This window comes from Microvirga brassicacearum (assembly GCF_008757455.1).
Classification (GTDB): domain Bacteria; phylum Pseudomonadota; class Alphaproteobacteria; order Rhizobiales; family Beijerinckiaceae; genus Microvirga; species Microvirga brassicacearum.
In genome coordinates this window covers 23341-29910 of record NZ_VCMV01000064.1, presented here as the reverse complement: position 1 = coordinate 29910, position 6570 = coordinate 23341, and the positions used below count along the sequence as shown (strand labels likewise).

General features: G+C 57.8%; 8 protein-coding genes. 5 read left to right on the top strand and 3 right to left on the bottom strand.

Annotation, left to right across the window (positions count from 1 at the left end; translation table 11 throughout):
- Positions 1 to 699: 699 nt before the first annotated feature.
- The 5 genes from FEZ63_RS22265 (at position 700) to FEZ63_RS26375 (ending at position 4631) form a co-directional block, all read left to right on the top strand.
- Positions 700 to 1164: an Hsp20 family protein gene (locus FEZ63_RS22265; RefSeq protein WP_150948954.1), complete on the top strand. Its 465-nt coding sequence runs from the start codon at positions 700 to 702 to the stop codon at positions 1162 to 1164.
- 303 nt (positions 1165 to 1467) lie between these two features.
- Positions 1468 to 1686 carry a hypothetical protein gene (locus FEZ63_RS22260; protein WP_150948951.1) on the top strand — a complete coding sequence of 73 codons (219 nt, stop codon included), beginning with the start codon at positions 1468 to 1470 and terminating at the stop codon, positions 1684 to 1686.
- Positions 1687 to 2223: 537 nt separating this feature from the next.
- The gene (locus FEZ63_RS22255; protein WP_150948946.1) at positions 2224 to 3336 is read left to right on the top strand and encodes a DUF262 domain-containing protein; all 1113 of its coding nucleotides are present in this window, start codon (positions 2224 to 2226) and stop codon (positions 3334 to 3336) included.
- On the top strand, positions 3336 to 3800 hold the full coding sequence (locus tag FEZ63_RS26315) for a HEPN domain-containing protein (RefSeq protein ID WP_162419825.1): 465 nt from the start codon (positions 3336 to 3338) through the stop codon (positions 3798 to 3800). Before FEZ63_RS22255 ends, FEZ63_RS26315 begins: the two co-directional genes overlap by 1 nt.
- A 240-nt stretch (positions 3801 to 4040) precedes the next feature.
- A complete protein-coding gene (locus FEZ63_RS26375; RefSeq protein WP_244622935.1) occupies positions 4041 to 4631 on the top strand; it encodes a hypothetical protein in 591 nt (196 codons plus the stop codon).
- 385 nt (positions 4632 to 5016) lie between these two features.
- On the opposite strand, the gene FEZ63_RS22245 is transcribed toward FEZ63_RS26375, so the two are convergent.
- The 3 genes from FEZ63_RS22245 to FEZ63_RS22235 all read right to left on the bottom strand — a co-directional run.
- Positions 5017 to 5307: an SGNH/GDSL hydrolase family protein gene (locus tag FEZ63_RS22245; RefSeq protein ID WP_150948940.1), complete on the bottom strand. Its 291-nt coding sequence runs from the start codon at positions 5305 to 5307 to the stop codon at positions 5017 to 5019.
- Positions 5308 to 5373: 66 nt separating this feature from the next.
- Entirely contained in the window at positions 5374 to 5964 is a 591-nt protein-coding gene (locus tag FEZ63_RS22240) for a cupin domain-containing protein (protein WP_150948937.1), read from the bottom strand.
- 221 nt (positions 5965 to 6185) lie between these two features.
- Positions 6186 to 6570: dienelactone hydrolase family protein (locus FEZ63_RS22235; protein ID WP_201274259.1), on the bottom strand; the 385-nt coding region annotated here is incomplete at its 5' end.

Sequence of the window (6570 nt, the reverse complement as noted above, 5' to 3'; positions counted from 1 at the left end):
GGACCTTCGTTTGATCGCATCTGATAATGAGGAGAACCTCGGTGTTGCTCTGACTAGCGGGCGCCCGCTACCTTCAACGGGTCCGTCGCGCGATGATCCCGACCGCTGCACGATACCCAGAATGTAACCCAAGGATCGTCAGCGGGATGTTAAGCCAGTACTGCCCTCCAAAGCCGACCGTGAATGCAGGTGAACCCATTGGACCCGGGTTTGCAAGGGTTTGAGGTTGCCATCGCCTTGCACGTCTGCCCGGGCTCCAAGGCAACGATCCGGCGCACGATGTCAGACATCCGGTGGCCCTTCATATCCGATATCCCGGAGGTCTTTCGGTAAGCTCATCCATGTCGAGCACGATCGTCAGCCGCCTCGGCTCGCTCCTCCGCCTCGCGCAAGCAGCACCTTCAGATCGAATCTGAAGATAAAACGATCATAAGTTTGCAGTGTTGAAGCTTAAAAATGGTCGTTTCCTGAACAGAAGGCTACAATCAGACGCATTAGAAGTTGTGTTTTTTCGATGATTGTCTCGCATTTGTAATGGTATCGATGGAGAAATTACCCGTAAATAGTTGTTTTTGCCTCTTGTTAATACTCGGAGTTGTTCATAAATACTAAAGGCGCAGGCCATGCGGCTGCGTGATACGGACGGCCAGGCCCTAAGGGCGGACCCTTCGCATGTCCCTCAAACGATGAGGTCATGCTATGTGTACATTCGATTTTTCACCCCTCTACCGCTCAACCGTCGGGTTTGACCGGATGTTCTCCCTGCTCGATCAGGTCGGCGGCGTGGAAGGCCCGGTGCCGGGTTATCCGCCCTACAACATCGAGCGGACCAATGAGAACAGCTATCGCATCTCGGTCGCAGTTGCCGGTTTCGGCTTGGCTGATCTCTCGATCGAGATAAAGGAGAACAGGCTGTCGATCCGCGGCGAGAAGCAGCCCAAGGATAAGACCGGCCAAGTGCTCTACTTAGGCATCGCGGCGCGGACTTTTGAGCGTAACTTCCAGCTCGCCGACCATGTCGCTGTCGAGGGCGCGAGCTTGGACAACGGGCTCCTAAACGTCGAGCTTGTGCGGGAGATCCCAGAGGCTATGAAGTCTCGGGTAATTCCGATCGCGAGCCCCAGCAAGCTCCTGGAGGTCCAGCCGACCCAGGTCGCTGCCTGAGGCTCCGCCCAGTTGAACGTGGGAGCGCCCCGGTTTCTGGGGCGCTTTCGCTTTGGCCAGCCGCGACGAGGGTCTTCTTAGTTGGGTTTTGACCCTCATTCTTCTATTATAGCGTTTCCGACAGCGGGTCCGTCGCGATAGGGCTCCGGGAACCCCGAGCGGCCCTACCGGGATGCCGCCGATCCGCTGGAGCGTGTCCAACCCCAGCATTGGGGAGCGGAACCCATCAACCGGACGTTGAAGCTGGCCGTGGATTAGCTCGCTGTAACTTATCAAAAGTTTGGAAGCACATAGGAGCACGGCATGTCAGAGCAGCAATCACCGCTCGATTCCTTGAAAATTTTCCGTGAACTTTTGGTCGAGGAGCGACGGAGGGTCGTCGTCAAGGCGTTGAAGCTCCACAAAGAAAACGGCGAAGGCGGCGACGGCTTTGGACTGGACATCCAGTTGGCCCAAGAGCAGATCGAGGCCGTGGACCATGCCATCGCAGACGAGACTCTGTTGCAGCCGCCGATCCACTAGCCAGGGGAGGGCATGGACGCCCCGATCAATGGAACTCATACGGTCGCCTTGGGATTAACCGGCATTCGGTAGCAAAGACCACCAAGCGCCCCGGTAAGCGACTGATCCAAAAAGATTTCAGTCACTCCGACAGCCATGGAGATTTGGCGAGGCATTGAAGCCCACCTCATTCCGAGGGACTCTCCAAACACGTTGGCTACGTAAAAGGTCCAAGGAAGATGGGAAAGCGGACCTCCACCGGTTCCGTTCTACGACCGGGTTTGACCCCATCTCGGACGTTGCGTCGGGTCAGTCTCAACGTCTGGAGAGGGACCGATAGTGGAATGTCAGCTTACTGGCGCGTATGCGCGGATAGCCGACAGTCCGCCTATCTGGGCCAGATTGCCCTGGTGCGTAATCAGCTGGTTAACGCCCTTATATTTCGTCGACACCGTTTCTCCGTGCCAGCGCAATGAGATGAGGACACAAAGCTGAGGGTTGCAGCAAGCGCTGCCGTGTGGTGTGTTCGATGTGACCTACCTATTCTAAGGAAAAGCTGTGAGCACCGACGCGCCAGAAGATATTCGGGATGACGACGTTCGAAAGGACGAATTCGATTTGGCGCTGGAGGAAGGGGTCGAGGATGAAACGCTTCTTGATGATCCTGGCGCGACCAAATTTAGCATCTCAAGTTATGGTGCCGACTATACGGTAGACAGTCTGGTGAAGCGGATGCGCGGAGAAGCATTTCGCGTTCCGGATTTTCAGCGTCAGTTTGTTTGGACCTACAAGCACGCGTCGAAATTCATCGAATCCCTTTTGATGGGCCTGCCGGTCCCTGGGATATTTCTATACAAAGAGGCTGATACCAACGAGCATCTAGTAATCGACGGGCAGCAACGCCTTCGGACGTTGCAGGCCTTCTACGACGGCGTCCTTCGTGGGAAGGAATTCAAGCTACAGGGCGTTCGGGAGCCGTGGCTCAACCGGACTTACAAGACGCTTGATCCTGCTGACGTGCTGAAGCTCGACGATTCAATCGTCCATGCGACCATCTTTAAGCAGGACAAGCCAGAGGACGTGCTGGACAGCATCTACTTCGTGTTCGAGCGCATCAACACTGGCGGCATCCGCCTCTCGCCTCAAGAAATCCGCAATTGCGTCAGCCTTGGCCCGTTCATCAAGCGCGTCCGCGAGCTGAACCAATTCCCTGCGTGGCGAGCCGTCTTTGCCAGCCAGAATAATCGCGCAAAAGACGAAGAGCTGATAGTAAGGTTTTTTGCATTGTATCGCGATGGCGAGAAATATGCTCGCCCAATGAACGGCTTCCTGAACAAATTTTCGGCCGCAATGAACGAAGTCGGCATGGATGAGCTGGATCGGCTGTCTGAAGTTTTTCGTACTACGATTGATAAGGTCAATTCTGCGATCGGTCCGCGCGCATTCCGCATCATCCGCGCGCTGAACGCCGCCGCCTTTGACGCTGTGATGGTGGGTTTGGCGAAACGACTCGATGCTGGCCCCGCACCCTCTGATGGGGAGGTTGGCCGTGCCTACGAGACGCTGGTCAACAACGACGAATTTAGACAGGCCTGCGAGCGTGCAACGGCCGATGAGGAGAATGTTCGTAAGCGCTTGGCACTTGCGACCGCTGCGTTCGCTGGCATCTAGTGCAGCACGCGATCGAGAGCCGTGAACGAAAGCTCGATGCATTTTTCGCACGGGCGATGAGCGCCGGTAATGATGAGCTAAAGTCAGACTTAGCGCGCTTTGGGGCCGTTCTGGTGTGCGGCTATGTCGAACGATGCGTTGAGGTCATCATTCTCCACCGGCTTACAACGAGGGCTCAGCCTAGAGTTTTACTGTTCATAAGATCGCACTTCAAGAAGGGCACGAATTACGATTGCGAGGCTATATGTCAGCTCCTGATACGCTTCGACCAGAACTGGGAGACGGCGTTTCGCTCAACGATCAGCAGGAACGACCAATGGTCCTCGTCGCTCGCATCAGCCTACGCTCTCCGCAATTCGATCGCGCATGGCGGCGACGGGAATAAGGGGCTACCCGGTGTTGAAGCACTCTACACGGACTGCAAAAACATCGTTGTCGCCCTCGTAGAGGCCACGAACAATTAGCACGAGACGGGTCTTTCGCCGCTGTCCAAATGCTGGTGAACAGATGGGCCTTGCCGACGTCCTGGATCGGCGTCGGCACCATCGAGAATGGCAGGTTTCGGGATCGACTAACGGTCTCCTCAACGGCGAAGAGGCGGCGCGAAGCCGAAGGTCCGGTTTTTCGTACAGGAAACCAACTTCCGTTTGTGGCAGGCAGAAAGCGGACCTGCCCTAGTCCTCACGAACGCCTTTGAACGATGGGTGCTGCAGCTGCGTTATCAATGCACTGGAAGTCGAGCAATCCAGGCGCGGCCGCAACCGGACGCATGGCGTGAGAGGTGCTTTCGCCAGTTAAGAATTGGACAAAAAATTGCGTTCTCTTGTGGAGAATGCCGCTCCGACTCCTTCCCCAAAATTCCGGCCTCGCGCCGCAGCCTCGAAAGTGGATCGGGCATTTTCAATCTCGCCTTTGCCTGTCAGCGCGGAGTGGCAGGCTTTCTGGGCCGCAAGGCAGATCGGATCGCCATACGCCGACTTCGGCCAGTGATAGAGCAGAATCTCTGCCGCCTCTTCGACGTGAGAGATTTCCTGGCATTGGCCGGTCTTGATCAGCACAGCGACGGGAGCGGAAAACCACAGGTAGGGCATGCGGCGAAGGATATCAGACCGAAGCGCACTGAATCTTACGCCTTCGGGGTAGGCTCCTTGGTGAAATTGATCGTCGCCGCGATTCTATCGGGCCGTTCGCCACCGTTGCGATGCTGCACCGCGGCCGCTCCCGCATTCCCTGATGGCTCGATAAAAATTGCCAGCCTTCGCCGTGAGGCTGCCCGCGGGCGGTTTCAGATCTAGCGGATCGCCGGCAAGGACATGACGACCCTCGCGGACCGGTGCCTCGTGAAGCCCTGCCAGCCCGACTCTGGCTCAGACCTGCCAGCAAAGACCGCGCCGCCATCTGGGTCATCCTCGACCAGCGACGCCAGGACAGCACGGGCTGCCCTGCGGATTCCGACGGTAGAGCGTTCACCTGTGAGCGCGGAAAAATGCTGTTCCCAGCGACGACCTGAGCGATCACCGCTGCGATCTTCGCTCCACCCTTCGCCGACGGTTCAATCGGATTGGCATAATCGTCAGGCTCATTGAAGACCAGCCGCAGGTCGACCAGTGGCAACCTTCGGGAAAACGCCTCCCGGGTGATACAGTCGTTGAACAAAGACAGGCCGGTCCGGAGAAGTCGCTACTCGCGAGGATCGGGAAAGCGTCCGTCGTAGATGGTGCAAAGTGCAACCGGGAGGCGTTGCTCCATGATCGCGCTCACCATTTCGCCATAGCGGGCCGCGAAGTCTTCATACACGGCAGTGAGCTTTCCCATGACCTCGGCCACGGAGCGAGCTGCCTCGCGCAGGAGGCTGATATTTGGGAGCCCGTCGTTGCCGCCTGCACTCACGATTAGGTAGTCCGCATCGCCTGCGATGGTGCCAAGTTGACGCTCCACGTCGCCGCTGACAGCTCCATCGACAGCACGCAAGGAGGAGTATCCCCCAGTGTGGTTGAGGGATGCTCCGGGTTCCAAAGCATCCCGCCACGGGCTAGGTTACTGGAGCGGGGCCGGTGACGAGAACGGCCTGTTGGCATCCACGACGAACAGCGCGAACTCACGGAGATCCTCCGAGCCGCTGTTCGACACCACCATCGGCGTGTCTGTTCCATGGCCCACCATGCCCTGGCCAGCGGTGAGCCGGGTCACGCCGTGCGGGGTCTTCTGGGACAGCTCTCCCTTGAGCACGTAGAACGCCTCTGAACCTGGGTGCGTGTGCGCGGCCGTGGCGCTGCCCTTCGGCCCGCCTGCCTCGTTGATCCGGAGGAGATACTCCTTGGCCTCGATCCGGGGGATCGGACCCATCTCAGCGACCTTGCTGCCTCCCTTCGAGACCACACCTGCGGCACCGAGCGTGAAGAGCCAGACCTTGCCGTCATACTCGGCCATAAGGCCCAGAGGACCGGCCGCCGCCTGCGCCTGCTCCTTCGTGTCGAAGGTATCGATACGCCAGAACAGGTCCCCAGCCGGCAACTCCGCCACCTTCTTCTCGGCCAGCGGCTTGACGAAGAAGCTCTGCTGCGCCGGTAACGGCGAGGACAGGATCAGCAATCCCGGGATCAATGCTGCGAGGAGCCTGCGTTTCATCGTACAACCCTCCCATGCCGGACGAGCCGTGGCACGAGCGCGTGGTCCCATCCGGAAGTCCATTCGACCTAGGTGTACTCAAGCGCCGCGTCGCCACGGCGCCCCATGACCCATGTTGCTCGCATTTGGCTAAATATCCAGTGCTGACGACGCATCAGACACGACGCCATGAACGGGCCGCGCAAGCGGCCCTTCTTTGTCTCAAGCGGCCGCTGGAAGTGTTATTGCTCAGGTTTCAGGTATCTAAGGATGAATTTGCTGACTTGATTGATCGCTACTTTTAGCGCCTCGGTGTTCCCACCATAGGAGGCACCTCGTTGCATGCAAGTGCGCAGGTATGGCTTAATTTCCACGGGCTTGATCAGGGTGCCTGTGTCCCAGCGCTGAGCAATAACTGCGGGCTCTAATATAATATCGAGACCGCATTCCCTTGCAGTCTGCGCCCGCGGTAGAAATCTCAAGGGTGTTGGTAAATCGAAGCCGTGATGGGCTCCATCAAGGATGTGGAACTCGACGGGCGTCCCTTTCTTCTCAAAGAACGCCGCGTAGCGCCGGCAATGATCGGCGGGTGTAAAATTATCTTCACGCCCTAGCAGGAAGAGGATG